We start from the raw sequence: 20,758 nt of genomic DNA, 5'->3' as shown, positions 1-20,758 counted from the left end.
CTGCGAATATTTCGTTGCGGCGTTATACCGCGGCGTCTCCGCGCTCGCCGGTGCGGATGCGCACCACCTCGTCGACCGGGAAGACGAAGATCTTGCCGTCGCCGACGTTGCCGGTGCGCGCCGTGTTCGTAATCACGTCGATAAGCGCGTCAACCTGGGCGTCATCGCAGATGATCTCGAACTTCACCTTCGGCACCATGTTCAGCAGCACCTCGGTGCCGCGGTAGTATTCCTTCCAGCCGTGCTGACTGCCGCAGCCTTGCACCTGCGAGATGGTCATGCCGGAAACTTTCGCTGCGAACAGCGCTTCTTTCAGCGGCTCGAGCTTTTCGGGACGCACGATGGCGGTGATTTTCTTCATTGCTTGCTCCTTTCAAACGCTCGCTGCCAGCTTAATCCAAGCCGATGTAGGCCGGGTATGCGGACTCGCCATGGGCCGCGATGTCAAGGCCTTGCGCTTCCTCTTCCTCGCTAACGCGCAGGTTGCCCTTGAACAGCGCCTTCACGATGAACGCGATCACCAGGTCAAGCACGCCCACGAACACGATGGTGATGGCGATGCCGGCGATTTGGCTGCACAGCAGGCTGACGTCGCCCGTGTACAGAAGGCCGCCGAAGTCGGTCCAGGACAGCTCGGGCACGCAGAAGATGCCGGTACAGATGCCGCCCACAACACCGCCGACCGCATGGCACCCGAACGCGTCAAGCGCATCGTCGTAACCGATCTTCGCCTTGCAGAACGAGATGGCGAAGTAGCAGATGGGGGAAACAATCAGGCCCATGACCAGCGCCGCCCAAGGCTCGACGAAGCCAGCTGCCGGCGTGATGACAACCAGGCCAGCCACCAGACCCGTTGCAGCGCCGACCAGCGTGGGCTTGCCCACCTTCACGCGCTCCACAATCATCCAGGAAACCAGCGCCGCGCCCGATGCCACCACGGTGTTGATAAGCGCCAGGCCGGCAACGCCGTCGGCAGCGAACTGAGAGCCGGCGTTGAAGCCGAACCAGCCGAACCACAGAAGCGCTGCGCCCAAAGCCACAAACGGAACGTTATGCGGACGGTAGCTCATCATGCCGAAGCCCTTGCGCTTGCCCAGAATCAGGCACAGGATCAGGCCCGTCAAGCCAGAGGAGATGTGCACAACATCGCCGCCGGCGAAGTCAAGCGCGCCGATGGTGTCGCCGATCAGGCTGCCGTCACCGCCCCACACCATATGAGCCAACGGCGGATACACCACGATGGTCCAAATGGCCACGAACGCGCACACAGCGCCGAACTTCATACGGCCGGCAAGCGAGCCGGTGATGATGGCGGTGGTGATCATGCAGAACGCCATCTGGAACACGAAGTCGATGATGGACGGGTAAACCGCGTCTTCGGGAACTGCTTCCGCCTCAGCAAGCATATCGCTGGTGCCGTTCAGGAAGCCAAGCTGATCAAAGCCCCCGAAAAAAGGGATCGAACCGTCTCCGCCGTACGCGAACGACCAACCGCAGATCGTCCAAGTGATGGCAACAATGCCGATGACGCCAAACACCATGACCATCGTGTTCACCACGTTCTTGCGGCGCGACAAGCCACCGTAGAAGAACGCGAGTCCGGGCGTCATCAACAGGACGAGCATGGCGCACACAAGCATGAACGCCGTTGAACCTGTGTCAAACATCGTGATACCTCCTTCTTTCCTTTGTGCCCGCCATTGGGGCACCCGCATTTGACAAGGTTCATGGTGCCACTGTTTGACCTGGCCTTTTTCCCGCAAATGCATTGTTAACGCGCTGGGAAACGCTTTGTAACGCGCCCGAGACGCCGGTGTTACAATGTGGAAACAGACCAAATCGATGTCGAGGGGATTGCTCATGGACGTGCGTTTCGTACCCGTTGAAACCGCTGAGGACCAAGAAGCGCTGGCGAAGCTAGCCGGTGAGATTTGGCACGAATACTGGCCCGCGCTTATCGGGGCTGCGCAAACGGATTACATGGTGGAGCAGTTCCAAAACCTTGAAGCCATCAAGCGCGACATGGCCGAAAACGCCTACGAATACTGGTTCGTCGTCGACGAAGCCGGCAAAACCGTGGGCTACACCGGTGGCCATGAGGAGCCGGAAACCAGCCGCTACTTCATCTCGAAGATCTACCTGCTGACCGAAGAGCGCGGCAAGCACTACGCTTCGAAGATCATCGAGTTCTACGTGGAGCTGTGCCACTCGCGCGATTTGCACGCCATGTACCTGACGGTGAACAAACACAACGAGCTGGGTGTGCGCTGCTATTTGGGCAAGGGTTTCGTCACCATCGAGTCCGTGGAAACCGACATCGGCAACGGCTTTGTCATGGACGACTACGTGATGGAGAAGGAAGCGTAAGGAAACCTCCCGAGCACGCCTCGCAGGAAATCACCCGGCAGCTCGCACGAACTGCCGGGTGATTTTGTTTGGAGAACCGCCGCGCAAGAAGTCGGCCTCAAGGACGCAATGGCCTTGCGATTGCCCTGCTCACCTTGACGCGCGTGCATGATAACGCTCGAGATACCGGGCAGGACCTTCGACAAAGCATGACGAAAGATTCTACGTGAGCACGGCGCCATCATGCGTGAAGCACAAAGAAGGCGAGGCTTATCCGGCCTCGCCTTCTTATATTCCTACTGTTCGGCGCCTTTTGTTTAGCCGCTATAAGCCGCTAGGTCAACTGCTGGTAGCGGTCCTTTACGCTGGTGGCAATGCCTTCGGCGTCAAGACCCTGCTCGTGCAGCAGCTGGCCAACGCCGCCTTGCGTGACGAACGCATCGGAAATGCCCAGGTTCAGAGCGGGCGTATGCAGGCCCATGCAAGCCATCTCGCCCAACACGCCCTCGCCAGCGCCGCCGGCAATAACACCTTCCTCGACGGTAACCACCAGCTTCGTGCCCGCCGCTTCGCGAATGGCATCCGCATCAAGCGGCTTCACCCAGCGCATGTCCACCACGCGCACGCTGATGCCCTGCTGCTCCAGCGCCTCTGCGGCCTTGCAAGCGTAGCCAACCATGCGGCCAAACGCCAAAAGAGCAACGTCGTCGCCTTCGCGTACCATGCGCGCCTTGCCCTCCGGCAGCACTTCCGGCACTTCAGGCAGCGGCACGCCCTCCGCTTCCCCGCGCGGGTAGCGAATGGCGAACGGGCCGCCCATGGCAAGCGCCGTATGCAGGCCATGCACCAGCTCAGCCTCGTTCGAGGGGGCCAGCACGCGCATGTTCGGCACCATGCGGGCATACACCAAGTCGAACACGCCATGGTGCGTGGGGCCGTCGGCGCCCACGATGCCGGCGCGATCGATGGCGAACACCACGTCAAGCTTCGGCAGCGCCACGTTGATGATCATCTGGTCGATGGCGCGCTGCATGAACGTGGAGTACAGCGCAACAACGGGTTTCTTGCCGCCCGCGGCCAAACCACCGGCAAACCCCACGGCGTGTTCTTCGGAAATGCCCGTGTCCACGAAGCGCTTCGGGAACTTCTCGGCGAACGCATCAAGCCCCGTGCCGCCCTTCATCGCTGCCGTGATGGCCACGATATCCTGGTTCGTTTCCGCTTCTTTCACCAGCGCGGAGCCGAACACGTTCGTGTACTTCGGCGCTGAGGGCTTGTCGGACTTGATAACCTCGCCCGTGGCAATGTTGTACGGCCCGATGCCGTGGAACTTCTCGGGGTTGCGCACGGCAGGCATGTAGCCTTCGCCCTTGCGCGTGACCACATGCATGAGCACCGGCCCATTTGCCGCCAGCACCGCGCGCAGCGTCTCACGCAGCTGAGCGATGTTGTGGCCGTCAACCGGCGCCGTGCACACAATGCCCAGCTGCTCGAAAATCATGGAATGCGGAATGACGAACTGCTTCATCGATTCCTTCATGTTGCGGCCGAAGCTGGTCAGCGCCTTGCCAACCGGGCCCGAGCTTTCCAGATGCTCCTGCATAGTGTCGCGCGCCTGGCGGTACTGCGACGAAGCGCGCATGTACCCAAGATGCTTCATAAGCGCACCGACGTTGTGCGAGATGGACATCTCGTTGTCGTTCAAGATGATGACCATGGGCGTTTGCGCCTGGCCGATGTTGTTCAGGGCCTCAAACGCCATGCCACCCGAAAGCGCCGCGTCGCCGATAAGGGCAACAACCTTGTTGTCTGCGCCCGAAAGATCGCGAGCCTCGGCCAAGCCAAGGGCCACGGAAAGCGAATCGGAAGCGTGGCCGGAATAATGCACGTCGTACGGGCTTTCGGACGGTTTCGGAAAACCCGACATGCCGCCGTACGTGCGCAGCGTGGGGAAATCCTTCAGTCGGCCCGTAACCAGTTTATGCGCATACGCCTGATGCCCCACGTCGAACACAATCTTGTCCTTCGGGCAATCAAGCAGGCTGTGCAGCGCAAGGATGATCTCCACAGCGCCAAGCGACGAAGCCACATGACCGCCCGTTTTCGACGTGACGGAAACGATCTCTTGGCGAATTTCGCTTGCAAGTATGGAGAGCTCCTCGTTGGAGAGGAGCTTTAAGTCAGCAGGTGATGAAATTATGTCCAGAATGCGATTATCGCTCATGCAACGCCTTTCATTCCTGATCAGGGTTTTCGGCATCGGTTGCAGCGGCCGATGCCTGCCCCGCCGCATCTGCGGGCTGCGCCGAGCCCTCTTGCACGCCGTCCTCTTCGGCCAACGCCTGCTCGCAACGACGCTCGTCGATGCCCTGCTCCAGCAAATCGCTTGCGCGCAGCCCCAGGCCAACGGCTTCCTCGTACAGCGAGAGCGCCTGGTCAAGCGGAAGATCGTCGTTGCTTACCGCATCGACGATCTCAGCCAGACGCCCTTTGACCGATTCGAACGACTCGTAAGACTCGTACGCCACGAACGCACCCGCTTACAGCACGAGCGGCTGCGCCGGGTCGTCGCCGCGCGGCGCGGAAGCCTCGGCGTCGACGTCTTTGGCAATGCGGCCCAAAACGCCGTTCACGAAACGCGGGGACTCGTCTTCGCCGCCGAAGTCCTTCGCCAGCTCAACGGCCTCGTTGATGGCGACGCTGGTGGGAACGTCTTCCACGAACAGGATCTCGTACGTGGCAATGCGCAGGATGGAGCGGTCCACGATGGGCATGCGCCCCAGCGACCAGTTCTCGGCAGCAGCCTTCAGGTTGCCGTCAATGGCGATGCGGTTGTTCTCAACGCCGCGCACCAAATCAAGCGCATAGTCGGTCAGCGTTCCCTCTTCAGAGGGAAACGTGCCTTCCGCAACCACCTCAGCTGCGGTTATGCCCTTGATTTCAGCGGTGTACAGAACCTGCAGCGCCACGCGGCGTGCCGTCGTGCGCTCGTGTCGTTTCATTGCCATATGCGATAAATCCCCTGTGCCTCTTCTTTTCTCTTACTTGTTGAACTGGATGCCGTCGATGTACACGTCAACCGATTCAACCGTTGCGCCAACCTGGCTTGCCACGGCATCGACCACGGACTGGCGCACCGCCGCCGCCACGTCGGGCAGCACGTGCCCATAGTATACGTCTATGCGCACGGAAATCTGCAGCGCGTCATCTTCGCCCGGCGCCACCTGAATGCCTGCCGTAGCGGGCTTGCTGCCAAGCGCAGCGCGGATGCCGCGGTTCGCAGCAGAAGCGCCACCAACGCTTGCAACGCCGTCGACTTCGGCAACGGCAATGGAAACGATGGTTTCGACGACACCCGGCGCAAGCGCCATACCGTCAACGTTCAAATCGCTCATAGCACATCTCCCATCTGGGTTTCGATGAAGTCGGTAGTGGCTTCACCTGCGCAGAACACTTCGTTGTCCAGCACGCGACGATGGAACGGCAGCGTAGTTTGAATGCCCTCGATGACGAACTCATCCAAAGCACGGCGACCGCGCGCCAGGCATTCCTCGCGGTCCTGACCGGACACGATAAGCTTAGCAACCATGGAGTCGTAGTACGGGCTGATTTTCGAACCCGAGTGCACGTATGCCTCAACGCGCACGCCCGGGCCCGCGGGAGGCTCGAAGCGCGTGATGGTGCCAGGGCACGGACGGAAGCCGTGCTCGGGGTCCTCGGCGTTGATGCGGAACTCCATGGCGTGGCCAAACGGCGTGAACGGAGCGCGGGAAGCGCAGCTCATAGGCTCACCGGAGGCGATGCGCAGCTGCTCTTTGATGATATCCGTGCCCGTGATCTGTTCGGACACCGGATGCTCCACCTGCACGCGCGTGTTCATTTCCATGAAGTAGAACTTGCCCGTGGTATCAAGCAGAAACTCGATGGTACCCGCGTTGCGGTAATCGACCGCGCGGACAGCCTTGATGGCGGCAACGCCCATGGCGCGGCGCAGCTCATCGGTCAGCGCCGGCGAGGGGGCTTCCTCGATAAGCTTCTGGTGGCGACGCTGCACAGAGCAGTCGCGCTCGCACAGGGCAACGTTGTTGCCGAAGTCACCTCGACGTGGCGCGGACGCAGCACGAGCTTCTCCAGGTACACCTCGTCGTTGCCGAATGCCGCGCCGGCCTCGGCGCGGGCGGCCTTGTAGTGCGACTCAAGCTCAGCGGGGTCGTGAACCTCGCGCATGCCCTTGCCGCCGCCGCCGGCCGTTGCCTTGATGAGCACGGGATAGCCCACGCGCTCGGCGAACTGACGTGCTTCCTCGACGGTGTCGATGCAGCCATCGGAGCCGGGCACGGTGGGAACGCCGCACGCCTTCATGGTTTCACGCGCAGAGGACTTGTCACCCATGCGCTCGATGCACTCGGCCGACGGGCCGATGAACACGATGTCGTTGTCGACGCACGCGCGGGCAAAGTCGGCGTTTTCGGCCAAAAAGCCGTAGCCGGGGTGAATGGCCTCGGCGCCGGTGATGCGGGCCGCCTCGATGATGTTGGACATAACCAGGTAGCTTTTCGCCGCCTGAGCAGGGCCGATGCACACCTTCTCATCCGCGTACTGCACGGGGTAGGTGTTCTCGTCCTCCGCGGAGTAGACCGCAACGGTTTTCACGCCCAGCTCTTTGCAGGCGCGCATGACGCGCAGGGCCACTTCGCCGCGATTGGCAATGAGTACTTTCTTGAACATACTACTGCTCCGAGATGGGCGTGGTGGAGTGGGGCTCGATGTAGAACAGCACGGTACCGAACTCGACCGGATCGGCATCCTTCACGCAAATCTCGCGCACGGTGCCCATTTCCTCGGCCGTGATCTCGTTCATAAGCTTCATAGCCTCGACGATGCACAGCGTTTGGTTGGCGGCAACCTCGTCGCCCACCTTCACGAACGCCGGCTCGCCCGGAGCAGGAGCCGCGTAGAACGTGCCGACCATGGGAGCCTTCACGGCATACCAGTTGGCAGGACGCTCGGGCTCGGCGGCAGCGGGTGCCGCCGGAGCAGCTGCAGGTGCGGCAGCAGCGGCAACGGCAGGAGCCGCAGCGGCGGCCGGAGCGGCTGTAGGAGCTGCACCCGGCATGCGCACGGCGATGCGCGTGCCCTCTTCCTCAACTACGATTTCGCCGACGCCGCTTTCCTCGGCAACGCGAACCAGCTCGCGAATCTGGTTGATATCCACGTAATCGTCCTCCTTGGTATTGCTCGACTCTTCCTGCATAAGGAAGTCGACTCTCTCGGATGCACGGTGCTTGCTCAAGAACGTGCGCGCCTCGTTCGGGAACAGCGCGTACATGAGCACGTCCTCTTCGCTTTGCGCCAAATCGCCGATTTCCTCGGCAACCTCGTCGTAAGTGGTGGTGACCAGGCTTGACGGCGCAACGTCGTCGGGCAGCACCTGCGAATTGCCCGCGACTTTCTTCATGATCTCAGAATCGATGCGGCCCGGCGCCTTGCCGTAGTAGCCGCAGATGTAGTCCTTCATTTCCTTGGATACAACGCCCCAGCGCTTGCCGGTAAGCACGTTGAACACAGCCTGCGTGCCGACGATCTGCGACATGGGTGTAACAAGCGGCGGATAGCCGACCTCGGCGCGTACGCGCGGGATTTCCTTCATGACCTCGGGCAGGCGGTCGGAGGCGTTCTGCACCTCAAGCTGGCTCATGAGGTTCGACATCATGCCGCCGGGCACCTGGTGCGAGTACACCTGCATATGGATAAGCGAGGACACGCCGCGCTTGTAGTGGCTGCGCTTGCGCACTTCCTCCCAGTATTCGGCGATTTCGAACAGCAGGTTGAGGTCAAGCCCCGTGTCGTAGCGGCTTTCCTGCAGCGCCGCCACCAACATCTCGACGGCGGGCTGGGAGTTGCCGAAGGCCAGCGGCGCGGACGCGGTATCGACGATGGACACGCCCGCCTCGGCAGCCTTGATGTAGTTTGCCGGAGCCATGCCGCCAACATAGTGGCAGTGCAGATGCACCGGCAGGCCGATTTCGGCATTCAGCGCCTTGACGATGCGCTCGGCGCGGTACGGCGTCATAAGGCCGGCCATGTCCTTCACGCAGATGGAGTCGGCGCCCAGCTCCTTGAGCTGTTGCGCGTACTCCAGATAGCTGTCAAGCGTATGAACAGGGGAAATAGTGTAAGAGATTGCACCCTCGAAATGGCCGCCGCACTCGTTGACCGCCTCGGCGGTGTCCACGACGTTGCGGATGTCGTTCAGCGCGTCGAACACGCGGAACACGTGCACGCCGTTGCGCTTCGACGCCTTGATGAAGCGATTCACAATCTCGCGAGAATAATGCTTATAGCCAACCAGGTTCTGGCCGCGCGTGAGCATGGACAACGGCGTGTTCGGCGTTGCCGCGTTGATGGAGCGCAGGCGGTCCCAGGGATTCTCATCCAAGAAACGCATGCATGAGTCGAACGTTGCGCCGCCCCATGCCTCGATTGCCCAGTATCCGACGCGGTCCATCTTTGGCAGGATCGGCAGCATGTCGCCGATGCTCATGCGCGTCGCCCACAGGCTCTGCTGGCCGTCACGGATGGTGGTATCCATGATCTGAAGCCTTGGCATGAACTCGCACCCCCTTCGTTATCAAGTGGTATATGACCGTATAGATCGAAACCAGGATTATAGAAGAAGGCGGCAGCGTTGCCGGCCGCATACGGCGAATTCACGGGCAAGAAACAGAAACCGCACCCCGGCGGCGCCCAGAAGCGCGAACCGCCCCAGCCAACCCTTCACGCACGTAACGATTCAAGTGCGCAGACGCGAGAGACCCCATACACAACAAATGCGCCCAAAGGGCGCATATTGAAACTCCGGGATGCCACCAAAGTCAGCGAGGGCCGCTCTGGTGCCCGGAATTCGCCTGAAACAAGCGAGCATAGGCCTTTTGGGCCATGCTCGCGCAGTTGAAGGCGAAGGCCGGGTGCCAGAGCAGCCCGCAGCGTCGAGTCAACTCGCCGGCCGGCAGGCCGGCGAAACTATTAAACGCGCTTGATGACGCGGCCATCACGGGTGTCGATCTGCAGCACGTCGCCAATCTCGACGAACGTGGGGACCTGCAGCTCAACGCCGGTCTCGAACGTGGCCGGCTTCGTGGTGTTCGTGGCGGTATCGCCCTTGAAGCCCGGCTCGGTGTGCGTGCACTCAAGCTCGACGAACATCTGCGGCTCGATGCTGATAAGCTCGTCGCCGGCGTACAGCAGGCTGGCCTCGTCGTTTTCCTTCAGCCACTTCGCCGTGTCGCCCACGGTTTCGGTGGGGATGCTCATCTGGTCGTACGTGTTCGGGTCCATGAAGTAGTAGTCGGAACCGTCGTTGTACAGGTACTGCATCTTGCGGGTTTCCAAACGCACGGTGTCGAACTTCGTGCCGGCGTTGAACGTGTAGTCGACAACGCGGCCGGTTTTGATGTCGCGAAGCTTCGTGCGCACGAATGCGCCGCCCTTACCAGGCTTGACGTGCTGGAATTCGACGATGGTGCACATCTTGTTGTTGTTGATGATGCACATGCCGTTCTTGAAGTCGGCGGTAGAGATTGCCACTGGTAGTTCCTTTCAAACGTTCAGACGACCGGGGCCGCCCCTTTAGTTCAACCTTTACAGTATAACCATCTCATGCGTAGATTGCGTGAACACGTCGAAGCCTTCTTCGGTGACCACGCCGAAATCTTCCAAGCGCATGCCGAATTCGCCTTCAAGGTAGATGCCCGGTTCCACTGTGACCACGTTGCCCGGCGCAAGCGGCGCGGTGTTGCGCGGCGACAACACCGGCTCCTCGTGGATGTCGATGCCCACGCCGTGCCCAAGCCCGTGGCCCATCTTGCCGGCAAAACCGCCCGCCGCCAGCACGTCTTCGGCCAGCTGGTGCATGTCCGCACCGGTAACGCCGGGGCGAATTGCAACTTCAACCTGCTCGTTTGCCTGGCGCATGGCATCATAGGCGCTGCGCATCTTCGCGTCCGGCTGCCCGATGAACACCGTGCGCGTCATGTCGGAGCAATAGCCGTGCGCCCGCGCGCCGAAGTCCATGACCACGCATTGCCCCGCCTCAAGCTTCGTTTCACCGGGAATGGCGTGCGGACTTGCGCCGTTTGCGCCCGTGGCCACGATAGACGAAAACGCCAGGCCCGACGCGCCGTGGCGAAGCATCCAATCCTCTAGCTCAACCTGCACTTCGCGTTCGGTCATGCCCGGCTTCATGAACGTGATGATGTAGCTGAACGCCGCGTCGGTGATGGCCTGCGCCGCCTTCATGCGCGCCACCTCGGCCGGCTCCTTCACCGCGCGCAAAGCCCGCACGAAATCGGTGGTTTCGCGCAGCTGGGGGGCAGCCGGCGCCTCGGCGAGCGCGCGCTCGAGCGCTCGGAAACCCGCAAGCGTTATGCTGTCCTCGATGCCCAGCACGATGTCGGCGGGCGCTACGCCACCCGCTGCGTTCGCATGGCGCGCCGCGAACACATCGGCCACCCAGGCGCCGTGGCCCGTGCGCGCATCGTCAACGGTGATAACGCCTTCGCCGGCAGCTGCCTTGCGCGCGGCGCCCGCATAGCGCGAATCGGTGTGCAGCACCGCATCGTGCGGCGTGACCAACAGCGCATGCGCCTGCTCGTCGTCGAACACGTTATCGAACGCCGTCAGCCATTCGATGCTTGCGGTGTCACGCACCAAAAACGTACGGATGCCAGCTTGTGCTGCCGCTTCGCGCAAACGCGCCAGACGTCCTGCGGCCTGGGCTTTCATACTATTCGTCACGATAATCACGACCTGCCATAATCACTTGCCCGCTTTTATAGCGGTTTTCATACCCTTCGCCCAAGCGCTCGGTCACGCCTTCCAGCAAGATGTCGAGCGCATCGCAATATCCCGCAAAGCCGCGCCCTTTCACCTGCGCCACGCACGCCGGGGCAATCACCGAGATGCGGCGAAACGGCTCGCGTGCATCAACATCGGAGATGTGCACTTCCACGCACGGCGTGCTGACGCTGCCAAGCGCATCGCGCAACGCGTAAGAGTAGTGCGTGTGCGCACCGGGATTGTAGATGATGCCGTCGCACGCGCCGTGCATGGCGTGAATCTTCTCCACCAGGTCGCCTTCATGGTTGGACTGAAAGCACTCCACCTCGCAATCGTGCGCCGCGCCGTACTCGATTACCTGGCGCTCAAGCTCAGCCAGCGTGTTGTTGCCGTACACGCCCGGCTCGCGAATGCCCAGCATGTTGAGATTCGGGCCGTTCATCAGCAGGATTTTCTTCACGAAACGCTCCTTTCACCCCGCGGCGGCATGCCGCGCTTGGCGCCGCTTGCGGGAAATGCAAAGGCCGGGCGATGCGCCCGGCCCGTATCGTTTGCGTTGCGCAGGCTATTTGCCCGCGAAGTAGGTTTGCAGATGGCGCAAAATGGTGGCATCGTCCACGTCGACGAGCTTCCACGCGCCCACGTCCTCAAGCAGCATGAAGCGCACCTGCCCGTGGCGAGCCTTCTTGTCGCGCTTCATGGTTTCCAGCACGTTTTCCGGCGTGGCCTTCCAGTCAAGCGCCGGCAAGTTCAACGCATCAAGCAGCTGTGCCTGCGCTTCGGCAAGCTCTGCCGGTGTGCCTACCAGGCTCTCGCCCAAAAGCGCCGCGAAGCGCATGCCCTCCGCCACGGCGTGGCCATGGGAATACGTGCCGTAGCCCGACAGCTTCTCGATGGCGTGTGCCAACGTGTGCCCATAGTTCAGGCATTCGCGCACACCGCGGCTTTCCGTTTTGTCCTGCGCCACCACGTCGGCCTTGAACACCACGCAGCGCGCGATGGCCTCGGCAACCACGTCGGCTTGGCGCGCTGCCATGGCCTGCGCCTGGTCGGAAAGCCAGAAGAAGAACTCGTCGCCGTCGATGAGCGCCGACTTCGCCACCTCGCCGCAACCGCACGCCCATTCGCGCGGCGGCAACGTTGCCAGCACGTCGGTGTCGGCGCACACGAATGCGGGCTGCTTGAACGCGCCGACAAGGTTCTTGCCCGCCGTCAGGTTCACGCCCGTTTTGCCGCCGACGCTTGAGTCCACCATGGATAGCAACGTAGTGGGCACCTGCACCACCTGCACGCCGCGCATGTACGTGGCCGCGGCAAAACCCGCCAGGTCGCCGACGCAGCCGCCGCCAAGCGCTACCACCACGCAGTCGCGTTCAAGCGCCAACGCGGCCATGGCCTCCCACACCTCGCCGATCACCGCGATGGATTTCGCCTCTTCACCTGCGGGAACGCAGATATCGGACACATGGTAGCCCACCTCGGTCAGCGATGCTTTCGCTCGCGAGAGATACAGAGGGCCAACGTTGGCGTCCGTGATGACAAGCACCTGCTCGGCGCCGGCAAGCAACGGCACGTTGCGCATGGACTGGCCCAGCGAGGCCAGCACGCCCGCGCCGATGCGCACGTTGTACGCAACCTCGCCGGGAATGTTCACCACTACTTTTGTCGCAGGCACAGCACGCCCTCCTTCTCAAGGATGTCCTGGATTTCCTGCGCAACAACGTTGATGGACTTGCCCACCGTATCGATGGACACGCTGGCAACGTCTTCGTACATGGGCAAGCGCCCCGCGATGGTCTTGCGCGCCGTTTCCAGGTCTTTGAACAGCGGACGCGTGGAAACATCGCTGACGCGCTCAACAGCCTGCTCGGCCGTGACCTGCAGGTACACCACGAAGCCGTTCTGCTTCAGGATTTCGCGGTTTTCTTCGCGCAGCACGATGCCGCCGCCGCACGACACCAGCATGGGGCCTTTGTGCGCAAACTCGGCTAGCGCCTCGGTTTCCATAGCACGGAACGCATCTTCGCCTTCCGTGGCGAAGATCTGGTTGATGGCGCGGCGTTCGCGACGCTCGATGTAGGCGTCAAGGTCAATGGTGGCCAAGCCGCACTGGCGCGCCAAGCGGCGCGACGTGGACGTTTTACCCGCAACCATGAAGCCGACGAAGAACACGTTGCGCGTAAGCTCGTACACCGGGCGGCTTGCCGGTTTGAGCTCGGGGCTGTTCACAACGGCAACAACCTCGTCGGGCGTGGTGACCGAAAGCGTATAGGCAATCGGATTCGTTTCCGGCGTGATGGTCTGGTTTTCCGCGTCCTTCGTTTCCATGGGACTTCCTTCCTAACTTGCTAGCGCGACATGGTGTTCAGTCGCTGCTTGTACGCTTTGATGGCGGCCTTGATATCGGCCATGTTGTCGGAACCGAACTTGCGCATATAGGCATCTGCCAGGGCAAACGCCACTTCTCCTTCCGCAACCACCGCGGCAGCGGGCACGGCGCACACGTCGCTGCGCTCCTTGGAGGCCTGCGCCACCTCAAGCGTGTCGAGGTTCACCGTTTGCAGGGGCTGCATCAGCGTGGGAATGGGCTTCATGGCCGCCGTGACCACCAGCGGCATGCCCGTGGTCATGCCGCCCTCAAGGCCGCCGGCATTGTTTGACGTGCGCGTGAAGTTCGCGTTCACGCGATCAAGCTCGATGGGATCGTGCACCTGCGAGCCGGGACGGCGGGCGCATTCGAAGCCCATGCCGAATTCCACGCCCTTGATGGCGGGAATGCTGAACAGCGCGCCGCCGATGGTGGACGTGAGGCGCTCGGTAGGCACGGCGTAATCGCCCACGCCGGGAAGCAGGCCGCGCACCACCACGCGGAACGTGCCGCCCAGGCTGTCCTTCGTTTTGATGGCGCGGTCGATTTCGCGCTTCATGGCCTCGGTTGCCTCGGCATCGGGACAGCGCACCTCGCTGGTTTCAATGGCAAGCGGCGTATACTGCGCGGCGTTCATGTACGGGTCTTCCTCGCGCATGGACACGCTGCCGATGGACACGACGTACGAGAAGATGTCGACGCCCAGTTCGGCCAGGAACTCGCGCGCAATGCCTGCGGCCGCCACGCGCGGGGCCGTGGTGCGGGCGCTTGAGCGCTCTAGGATGTTACGGCAGTCGTCTGTGTTCGTTTTCAGCGCGCCCACCAAATCAGCATGGCCGGGACGCGGTGTCACCTCGCGCACCAGGTCAAGCGGCGCTTCGCCGAACGGCGCCATACGGTCGGTCCAGTTTTCCCAGTCGCGATTCTTCACGATCATGGCAACGGGGCTGCCCATGGTACGGCCGAAGCGGATGCCGGAGATAACCTGCACCGTGTCGCGCTCGATCTTCTGGCGACCGCCGCGCCCATAGCCCGATTGGCGGCGCGCAAGGTCGATGTTGATCTGCTGTTCGGACACCTTCAAGCCCGCGGGAACGCCTTCGATGATGGCAACAAGCCCTTGTCCGTGGCTTTCGCCTGCAGTGTAGTAACGCATGTGTATTCCTTCGTGCATCGGGCGCGGCGGGTGCATGCCGTTGCGCCGTCGGAGTTGTTTGTGCTACGCGCGGGGGCAGTCGAAACCCGCCGCATCCGCCATGGCGTTGAACATGTCAGCATCGCTCATAGCCAGGTCAACGCTTTGCGCTTTGGAAACGATGCGCGCCGTTGCCACAGCCTGGGCAACCAACATGCCGCCGCCGTTGCACGCCTGGCATCCAACCGCCAAAGCGTCCTCGACCAGCTTCGTGCGGCCTGCAGCGTAAACGGCGTCCATGACCACCTGGCGCGCGCTCAACAACTTCGTGCCGAACGGCGCCGGGTCACCGGGCTTCATGCCAAGCGGCGTTGCGTTGATGATGATATCGGCCGACGCGATAAAATCGGCCGCGCTTCCGTAAGAACCAAAGCGGAACGTGGGGACCTCGTACGCCTCGCGCAGGCTTCGCTTGCCATTGCTGCCGGGCGCCTCCCCCTCGGCCGTGCTCATGAGCAGGCCAAACCGATCGATATAGCCTTCAAGCACGCGTCGAGCGCGCTGCTCGTCGCGCGACAGCAGCATGAGCGAGTCGGCGCCGGCAACGGCGCATGCGTGCATGATGGAAAGCGCCGTGGGGCCTGTGCCACACACGGCAACGCGCTTGCCTTCGAAGCGCACGCCCATCAACTCCAGGAAACGCACGCAACCCGCGCCATCGGTGTTGTAGCCCGCAAGCCCGTCGTCTTCGCGCACCAGCACGTTCGCCCCTTGCGCCAGCACGGCGCTAGGATCTTTGCGAGTTGCGGCTTCGAAGGCCAAAGGCTTATACGGAGTGGTGATGTTGATCGACAGGAATTGACGTTCATCCAGAAACGTACGGGCATCGTCCAGCTCCGCATAATCGGCGAAATCGTACGTCCACGGAAGACCGCACGCACCGTACACGGCGTTGTACATTACCGGCGATTTCGAATGCGCAACAGGGTGCCCCAGAATATAGAGGCGTTCGCCTTCGCTCTGCTCGGTCATGGAATTCCTTCCTCATTGCAAAAGAGCCTGCAGATTTGCAGGGATTCCATCATACCAATGTCATCGGCTCTCGCACCGTTAAATCCTGAGCGGCGAGCTAGAGCTTTGGAGAGGCGGCTTCCGTGCCGCTTGCGCATTCGCACAAGGCAGCGTTTCCGGACTCGGCATGCGCTGGTTGCGGCACGCCGCCTTCGGGAAGCGCATCGCCCAAGATAGCGCGCTCGACCATGCGAACATAGCGCGTATGCTTAAGGTCTTGCTCAACCAGCGGGGCCAGCAGATACGCGGAAATGCCCGCGTTATGCGCAGCAAGCACATCGGTGGACAGCTGATCGCCCACCATCACCGTTTCGGCACGCTTCGCACCCAGCTTGTGCATAGCCACGAACAAGGCGGCCGGTATGGGCTTCATGGCCTTCGCCACGATGGGCATGGACAGCCTGTTGGCAAGCTGATGCACGTTTTCGTGCCAGTTGTTCGACACCAAGCAAAATTGCACGCCGGCATCGCGCGCCTGCGCAAGCCATAGCCCCACGTCACGCGGCACGTCGTGCGTGGCGCGCGAAAGGATAGTGTTGTCGATGTCAAGCAACACGAAACGGAACCCACAATCAAGCAGGTCCCGTTTGATGTTGATGTGAGAGATGCGCGAGAAATACCGTTCGGGCTGCAGATACGACATGGTCACCTACGAGGAATACGTGGCCTGATGTTCGTCGTACGTTTCGCTGAACTGATAGTTGTCGCCCTCGAAATAGAAGAAGTAGTACTTGCCCAGTGCGTCTTTGTTCGGTGCGCACACCGCCTGCAAGCACTCGATGGAAGGCGAGCAGATGGGCGTAGGCGGCAGACCCGGGTTCGTGTATGTGCTGTACGGGGAATCGGCGTGCACCTCTTCAGGCGTGGGATCGTGACCGACAACATAAGCCGTGGTGGCATCGGACTGCAAAAGACCGTTGCTCGGCTCGCCTTGCGTGGTCAAGCGATTGTAGAACACCGAGGCCACCTGCGCGCGCACGCCTTCATCGCCGCTGGATTCCTTTTCAACGATAGAAGCAAGGTTGACTGCCTGGTACAGCGACAGGCCCTGGGATTGCGGATACGACCAATCAAGGCCCGCCGTTTCGGTTTGGAACTGCGTAAGCATGGCGCGAATGAGGCTGTCGGCCGTAGCGTCAGGGGAGATGTCGTACGTCTTCGGGAACAGGAATCCCTCCAGGCTGTTCGCGCCTGCCGACTCCAGGAAGCTGAAGTCGCCCGCATACACGCTTGCATTTGAAGCTGCGTTCGTAAAATCGTCCGCGGTCACGTTGCCGTTCGTCGCCGCTTCCACCGCCGAAGCGATTTCGCTAAGGCGATAACCTTCGGGGATGGTAAGCGTTGCGGTAACAGGACCCGCCTGCAGCGATGAGATGATGTCGTCGACCGATGCACCGCCAGTGAACACATACGTGCCCGGCTTCAGATCCGCAGCGGCGCCTAACGCGTTTACGCGGTCGGTGAAGTCCTTCGAAGTGGACACCAGCTTAGCGTCGACAAGCGCCTTGCCAATGTCATTGGCCCCTTCGCCATCGCTGACCACAACCGTTGCCTGTTCGCCATCGGCCAAAAGTTCCGCCTTCGGCGACATGCAGCTTGCCACTGAAGAGCCGACAAACCACAGGATGGCCAGCACTACCAGCACCAGCACCACAGTGAACGCGATTGCGGGCACTTTGCTGCGTTTCGGCTGGATATAGCTGGTATCATACGTGCGGAACATGCGGTCGCCGCGTGCGTGGGCAGAACGGGCTGCGTGGTTCGGACGACGGGAATACGTCACTTGCTTACGAAGGGGCATAGATTACTTACCTTTCGCTGGAATTGCGTGCGTCAAGCCATGCTTGCAAGAACACGCTTGCTGCAATCATATCGATTTTGCCGCGCATATCGCGTTCCGACATGCCGCTTTCACGCAAACTGCGCTTGGCCTCCTGCGAGCTTAAACGCTCATCGGTGAACTCAACGGGGAGGCTTGCGGCCTTGCCGATTTTGCCGGCAACCTCTCGGATACGCGCCGCCTGCGGGCCTTCTTCGCCCGAAAGCGTGTACGGAAGGCCGGAGAGCAGCAATTCCGGCTCCCAATCCTCCAACACGCGACGCCAGCTTTTCGCATTTGCCAGCGCATCGTTTGCAGGAAGTACGCATACAGGAGACGCCACGCGCTCGCGTGGGTCGCTGACGGCAACGCCGATACGCGTTTGGCCGATATCCAATGCAAGAATTCTCATAGTAATCCTTACTTTACCAGATAACCTTAGACACGAAAACGCCCCGCAGCTTGTTGCTGCGGGGCGCACATTGCGAAAGCTAAAGCTACAGCAGCATCTTGCGAGCAGCTTCCAGAGCATCATCGATGCCCGCGGCGTTCTTGCCGCCAGCCTGCGCCATGGAAGGCTTGCCGCCGCCACCACCCTGCACGCAAGGGGCAATGACCTTGATGATGGCACCAGCGTTAAAGCCTGCCTCAACCGCTTCAGGCGAACCGGCAGCCATGAGCACGGCTTTACCGTCTTTCTCGCCGATCAGCACGCATGCGCCCGGCTTGGGCATACGTGCATGCAAGATATCCCAGCCGTTGCGCAGAGCTCCTGCATCGGCAACTTTCACGCGAGAGATGATGACGGGATAGCCAGCAGCAGATGCAACTGCGGAATCCACAAGCTTCGTGATGTTGTCGTCGGACACGATGCCCTTGCTCTGCTTTGCCTTCTTTGTGAACTCGCGCAGTTGCTTGATGTTAGCAGCCGTACGCTCGGACACGTCGAACAGCGGCACGCGCAGCTCCTCGGCGGTTTCCTTCAGCTCGGACTCAACTTTGTTGATGTATTCAAGCGCGCCAAAGCTGGTGACAGCCTCGATGCGGCGCACGTTCGCGCCGACGCTTGTTTCGCTGGTGATCTTCATCAGGCCGATTTCGGCAGTATTGGCAACATGGCAGCCACCGCACAGCTCGCGAGAGAACGTGCCGCACTCGACAACGCGCACCTGCTCGCCGTACTTCTCGCCGAACAGCGCCATCACGCCGCCTTCGCGGGCAGCATCAAGCGACGTCTCGTAGATGTTCGTAGGCGTAGCGGACATGATGAACTCGTTCGCAACGCGCTCAACTTCGGCCAGCTGCTCGGGCGTGACCGCGGCAAAATGCGTGAAGTCGAAACGCAAGCGATCGGGACCGACGTAGCTGCCTGCCTGGGACACATGCTCGCCAAGCACCTGGCGAAGCGCCGCATGCAGAATGTGCGTAGCCGTGTGGTTGCGCGTAACGCGAGCGCGGCGACCGGCTTCCACGGTGGCAGTGACGACCTGTTCAGCGCACAGCGTGCCCTCGACCACCTTCACCACGTGGCACACCAGGCCCTTTTCGGGAGCCTTCGTATCGATGACCTCGGCCTTCACGCCGTCGCAAGCGATAACGCCCGTGTCGCCGACCTCGCCACCCATTTCGGCGTAGAACGGCGTGACATCAAGCACAACCTCGCCCTGCTGACCAGCAGCAAGCTCGTTTACGCGAGTGCCATCCTTCACCAAAGCTTTCACGGTTGCCTGGGCGGAAAGCTCTTGATAACCGACGAACTTCGTCGCTCCAAGCTCCTTGAGTAGGTCAGCATGCACGCCGCCGTACGTGCTCCAGGCCGCTTCCGCGTCCTTCACGTTTGCGGCACGGGCGCGCTCGCGCTGCTGTTCCATGCAACGCTCAAAGCCATCCATATCAACCTCAACTCCACGCTCTTCGCACAGCTCGCGCGTGATGTCGACCGGGAAGCCGTAAGTGTCATGCAGCGTGAATGCTTGATCGCCCGGCAGCACCGTGCCATCAAGCTTATCAAGCGCGTCGGAAAGGAACGCGCGGCCCTGGCGCAGGTTGGCGCCGAAGCGCTCTTCCTCGGACAGGATGATGCCGCGGATAAGCTCACGGTTCTCCACGATTTCAGGATACACGCTGCCCATAAGCTTCACGACTTCGTCCACGTACTCGTTCAGGAACGGCTTGTCGAGGCCGAGCATATGGCCCTTCATAACCGCGCGGCGCAGCAGACGACGCAGCACGTAGCCGCGGCCCTCGTTAGACGGCAGAATGCCGTCGGCAATCATGAACGTGACCGAACGGCTGTGGTCGGCGATGATGCGCAGACACAAGTCAGCTGCTTCGTCCTTGCCGTACTCCACGCCCGCCAAGCGCTCGCCCACCGCAACAAGGCTGCGCAGCACATCGGTATCGTAGTTGTTCGTAACGCCCTGCATGATGGCAGCCATGCGCTCAAGGCCCATACCGGTATCGATGTTCTTCGTTTGCAGCGGAGCAAGCGTGCCGTCTTCCTGGCCGTCGAACTGTGTGAACACGCAGTTCCAGTACTCGAGGAAGCGGTCGCAATCACAGCCGGGCTTGCAATCGGGCTTGCCGCAGCCAACCTCGGGACCCTGATCGAAATAAATCTCGGAGCACGGCCCGCACGGACCGGTAGGACCGGCGCGCCAGAAGTTATCCTCTTCGCCAAGCTTGGAGATGTGGTCTTCGGCAACGCCCAAAGACTTCCAGATTTCGATGGTTTCGTCATCGTCTTCGAAGACGGTGAAGTACAGCTTTTCCTTCGGCAGCCCCAGAACCTCAGTGGAGAACTCGAAGGCCCATGCACACATTTCCTTCTTGAAATAGCGGCCGAAGCTGAAGTTGCCAAGCATTTCGAAGAACGAAAGGTGACGGGCATCGCCGATGTTGTCGATGTCGTTCGTGCGCACGCACTTCTGAACGGTGGTGGTGCCGATGTAGGTGGGGTCAAGCTCCTTTTGATGCAGGAAGTAGGGCTTGAACTGCACCATGCCGGCGCTGGTGAGCAGCAGCGACGGATCGTCGGGGATAAGCGAGGAGGACGGCAATCGCTTGCAGCCTTTTTCCTCGAAGAATTTCAAGTACTTCTCGCGGATCTCCGCGCTTGTCATGTACTTCATGTGCCTGTCTTTCTAACTCTGCCTTATTGCATACCCGCAGCTTGTGCGAG

Annotated in this window: 21 protein-coding genes; 1 reads left to right on the top strand and 20 read right to left on the bottom strand. The window is 61.3% G+C overall.

The window, feature by feature from the left end; all coding sequences use genetic code 11:
- Positions 1-22: 22 nt before the first annotated feature.
- Both ACWI6D_RS00335 and ACWI6D_RS00330 read right to left on the bottom strand, forming a co-directional pair.
- A complete protein-coding gene (locus ACWI6D_RS00335) occupies positions 23-361 on the bottom strand; it encodes a P-II family nitrogen regulator (protein WP_288285646.1) in 339 nt (112 codons plus the stop codon).
- Between the two features lie 31 nt (positions 362-392).
- Positions 393-1,667 (bottom strand): ammonium transporter, encoded by a 1,275-nt coding sequence (locus tag ACWI6D_RS00330; RefSeq protein WP_449133233.1) that lies wholly within the window; start codon positions 1,665-1,667, stop codon positions 393-395.
- A 193-nt stretch (positions 1,668-1,860) separates the two neighbouring features.
- On the opposite strand from ACWI6D_RS00330, the gene ACWI6D_RS00325 reads away from it, so the two are divergent.
- Positions 1,861-2,367 (top strand): N-acetyltransferase family protein, encoded by a 507-nt coding sequence (locus ACWI6D_RS00325; protein WP_449133232.1) that lies wholly within the window; start codon positions 1,861-1,863, stop codon positions 2,365-2,367.
- Positions 2,368-2,680: 313 nt separating this feature from the next.
- Here ACWI6D_RS00325 and dxs read toward each other — a convergent pair whose 3' ends face one another.
- The 18 genes from dxs to alaS all read right to left on the bottom strand — a co-directional run bounded on the left by dxs (position 2,681) and on the right by alaS (position 20,708).
- A complete protein-coding gene (dxs, locus tag ACWI6D_RS00320; protein WP_449133231.1) occupies positions 2,681-4,570 on the bottom strand; it encodes a 1-deoxy-D-xylulose-5-phosphate synthase in 1,890 nt (629 codons plus the stop codon).
- Positions 4,571-4,580: 10 nt separating this feature from the next.
- The gene (locus ACWI6D_RS00315) at positions 4,581-4,874 is read right to left on the bottom strand and encodes an exodeoxyribonuclease VII small subunit (protein ID WP_288285642.1); all 294 of its coding nucleotides are present in this window, start codon (positions 4,872-4,874) and stop codon (positions 4,581-4,583) included.
- Between the two features lie 12 nt (positions 4,875-4,886).
- Entirely contained in the window at positions 4,887-5,354 is a 468-nt protein-coding gene (gene nusB, locus ACWI6D_RS00310) for a transcription antitermination factor NusB (protein ID WP_129424036.1), read from the bottom strand.
- A 33-nt stretch (positions 5,355-5,387) separates the two neighbouring features.
- The gene (locus ACWI6D_RS00305) at positions 5,388-5,741 is read right to left on the bottom strand and encodes an Asp23/Gls24 family envelope stress response protein (protein ID WP_129424034.1); all 354 of its coding nucleotides are present in this window, start codon (positions 5,739-5,741) and stop codon (positions 5,388-5,390) included.
- Positions 5,738-6,400: an ATP-binding protein gene (locus ACWI6D_RS00300; RefSeq protein WP_449133230.1), complete on the bottom strand. Its 663-nt coding sequence runs from the start codon at positions 6,398-6,400 to the stop codon at positions 5,738-5,740. Before ACWI6D_RS00300 ends, ACWI6D_RS00305 begins: the two co-directional genes overlap by 4 nt.
- Positions 6,349-7,074: a biotin carboxylase N-terminal domain-containing protein gene (locus ACWI6D_RS00295; protein ID WP_449133229.1), complete on the bottom strand. Its 726-nt coding sequence runs from the start codon at positions 7,072-7,074 to the stop codon at positions 6,349-6,351. Before ACWI6D_RS00295 ends, ACWI6D_RS00300 begins: the two co-directional genes overlap by 52 nt.
- A gap of 1 nt (position 7,075) precedes the next feature.
- Entirely contained in the window at positions 7,076-8,956 is a 1,881-nt protein-coding gene (gene accB / locus ACWI6D_RS00290) for an acetyl-CoA carboxylase biotin carboxyl carrier protein (protein ID WP_449133228.1), read from the bottom strand.
- A 416-nt stretch (positions 8,957-9,372) separates the two neighbouring features.
- The gene (gene efp, locus ACWI6D_RS00285; RefSeq protein ID WP_129424027.1) at positions 9,373-9,933 is read right to left on the bottom strand and encodes an elongation factor P; all 561 of its coding nucleotides are present in this window, start codon (positions 9,931-9,933) and stop codon (positions 9,373-9,375) included.
- A 54-nt stretch (positions 9,934-9,987) separates the two neighbouring features.
- On the bottom strand, positions 9,988-11,142 hold the full coding sequence (locus ACWI6D_RS00280) for a M24 family metallopeptidase (protein WP_449133227.1): 1,155 nt from the start codon (positions 11,140-11,142) through the stop codon (positions 9,988-9,990).
- Entirely contained in the window at positions 11,132-11,644 is a 513-nt protein-coding gene (aroQ, locus tag ACWI6D_RS00275; protein ID WP_449133226.1) for a type II 3-dehydroquinate dehydratase, read from the bottom strand. Before aroQ ends, ACWI6D_RS00280 begins: the two co-directional genes overlap by 11 nt.
- A 105-nt stretch (positions 11,645-11,749) precedes the next feature.
- Entirely contained in the window at positions 11,750-12,859 is a 1,110-nt protein-coding gene (gene aroB, locus ACWI6D_RS00270; protein ID WP_449133225.1) for a 3-dehydroquinate synthase, read from the bottom strand.
- Entirely contained in the window at positions 12,841-13,512 is a 672-nt protein-coding gene (locus ACWI6D_RS00265) for a shikimate kinase (RefSeq protein ID WP_449133224.1), read from the bottom strand. The genes aroB and ACWI6D_RS00265 overlap by 19 nt, the downstream gene beginning before the upstream one ends.
- A gap of 20 nt (positions 13,513-13,532) precedes the next feature.
- Entirely contained in the window at positions 13,533-14,708 is a 1,176-nt protein-coding gene (aroC, locus tag ACWI6D_RS00260; protein ID WP_449133223.1) for a chorismate synthase, read from the bottom strand.
- 63 nt (positions 14,709-14,771) lie between these two features.
- Positions 14,772-15,719 carry a shikimate dehydrogenase family protein gene (locus ACWI6D_RS00255; protein WP_449133222.1) on the bottom strand — a complete coding sequence of 316 codons (948 nt, stop codon included), beginning with the start codon at positions 15,717-15,719 and terminating at the stop codon, positions 14,772-14,774.
- A 97-nt stretch (positions 15,720-15,816) separates the two neighbouring features.
- Positions 15,817-16,401 carry a YqeG family HAD IIIA-type phosphatase gene (locus ACWI6D_RS00250; protein WP_449133221.1) on the bottom strand — a complete coding sequence of 195 codons (585 nt, stop codon included), beginning with the start codon at positions 16,399-16,401 and terminating at the stop codon, positions 15,817-15,819.
- A gap of 6 nt (positions 16,402-16,407) precedes the next feature.
- Positions 16,408-17,559, bottom strand: coding sequence for an endolytic transglycosylase MltG (mltG, locus tag ACWI6D_RS00245; RefSeq protein WP_449133220.1), 1,152 nt, complete (start codon positions 17,557-17,559; stop codon positions 16,408-16,410).
- 7 nt (positions 17,560-17,566) lie between these two features.
- Positions 17,567-17,989, bottom strand: coding sequence for a Holliday junction resolvase RuvX (ruvX, locus tag ACWI6D_RS00240; RefSeq protein WP_449133219.1), 423 nt, complete (start codon positions 17,987-17,989; stop codon positions 17,567-17,569).
- A gap of 85 nt (positions 17,990-18,074) precedes the next feature.
- A complete protein-coding gene (alaS, locus tag ACWI6D_RS00235; protein ID WP_449133218.1) occupies positions 18,075-20,708 on the bottom strand; it encodes an alanine--tRNA ligase in 2,634 nt (877 codons plus the stop codon).
- Positions 20,709-20,758: the final 50 nt, after the last annotated feature.

It is taken from the genome of Senegalimassilia sp. (assembly GCF_977052095.1).
The sequence above is the reverse complement of the archived record's forward strand: the minus strand, read 5'-3'. Positions and strand labels throughout refer to the sequence as shown.